Below are 1,386 nucleotides of genomic sequence, written 5' to 3' on the forward strand. Positions count from 1 at the left end.
TACTGCAATGACACTTCGTTATAGAGTGGCTGCGTGTGTCGGCTGGGCTTTGGTCCGGCGATCGTGTAGTTGATCTCGTGTGTTGGAGATGGCGACGGGTTGGTCGGCGCACTTCGCTGCGTTCGCGGGGCGGTTCGCGTCGCGGTTCTCGCGGGTGGAGCCGCGGCGTCAGATGGTGTCCTACCTACGGGGACTGCTGGCTGAAGTCGAGCGCAAGAACGGCTGGACGTTGGCGGAGATGGTCGGTGAGACGGGTCCGCAGGGCATGCAGCGGCTGCTGAACTTCTACGCCTGGGATGCCGGCGGCGTGCGCGATGATGTGCGTGCCGCAGTGGTCGAGGTGCTGGCGGACTCCGAACGTGGTGTGTTGATCGCGGACGAGACCGGGTTCGTGAAGAAGGGCACGAAGTCCGCTGGTGTGGCGCGCCAGTATTCGGGCACGGCCGGGCGGATCGAGAATTCACAGATCGGCGTATTCTTGGCGTATGCGTCGGACCGTGGCCGGGCGTTGATCGATCGGGAATTGTATCTACCGAAAGAGTGGATCGCCGATCGAGACCGGTGCAGCGCGTCGGGCATTCCTGACGACGTCGGATTCGCGACAAAACCTGAACTGGCGCAATTAATGCTGGAACGTGCGCTCGCCGCGAGCGTCCCGTTCGCGTGGTTCACCGCCGACGAAGCATACGGGCAGGTTGGGCGACTGCGGCTCTGGCTGGAAGAACACGACATCGCACACGTGCTGGCGGTACCCAAGTCCCAGATGGTGATTTCCATGGATCTGCGGCAGCGGCGCGCCCACGCAGTTATCGCGGACGTCGCCCCAGTCGCCTGGCAACGCCTGTCCTGCGGTGATGGCGCCCACGGGCGGCGGATCTACGACTGGGCCGTAGTTGACATCCGCCCGCTGCGCCGACCGGAAGTCGGCCACTGGCTGCTCGCCCGCCGCTCGGTCAGCGACCCCACCGAGATTTCCTACTACATTTGCTTCGGCCCCGCCGACACCCATCTCCAAGAACTAGTACGCGTCGCCGGCGGCCGCTGGGCGATCGAAGAAAGCTTCCAAACCTCGAAGAACGAAACCGGACTCGACCACTACCAGGTCCGCCGATACGAAGCATGGTATCGGCATATCACTCTCTCCATGGCAGCGGCAGCATTCCTCGTCATCACTCGAGACGCCGCGAAAAAAAGGGATCTACACCCGATCTGATACCGCTCACGTCCAACGAAATCCGCAAGCTATTCAACCGTGTCACCACGCGGGTCCAGCACACAATCCAGCACGCGATGCACTGGTCACGATGGCGACGAACCAGCCAAGCCCGAGCCCGAACCAGCCACTACCACCAACACAAACATCACGAAGTGTCATTGCAGTACTAA

1 protein-coding gene is annotated in these 1,386 nt (G+C 62.3%); it reads left to right on the top strand.

The genetic code is table 11. From position 1 onward, the window contains the following. Nucleotides 1-88 precede the first annotated feature (88 nt). Nucleotides 89-1,213, top strand: a complete 1,125-nt coding sequence (locus ABD793_RS42510; RefSeq protein ID WP_344869565.1) for an IS701 family transposase — start codon at nt 89-91, stop codon at nt 1,211-1,213. Nucleotides 1,214-1,386 lie beyond the last annotated feature (173 nt).

Source organism: Amycolatopsis ultiminotia (assembly GCF_039536925.1).
Taxonomy (GTDB): Bacteria; Actinomycetota; Actinomycetes; order Mycobacteriales; family Pseudonocardiaceae; genus Amycolatopsis; species Amycolatopsis ultiminotia.

Coding starts and splice junctions, on each gene's coding strand:
- ABD793_RS42510 (WP_344869565.1), top strand. CDS start 89: ATGGCGACGGGTTGGTCGGCGCACTTCGCTGCGTTCGCGGGGCGGTTC.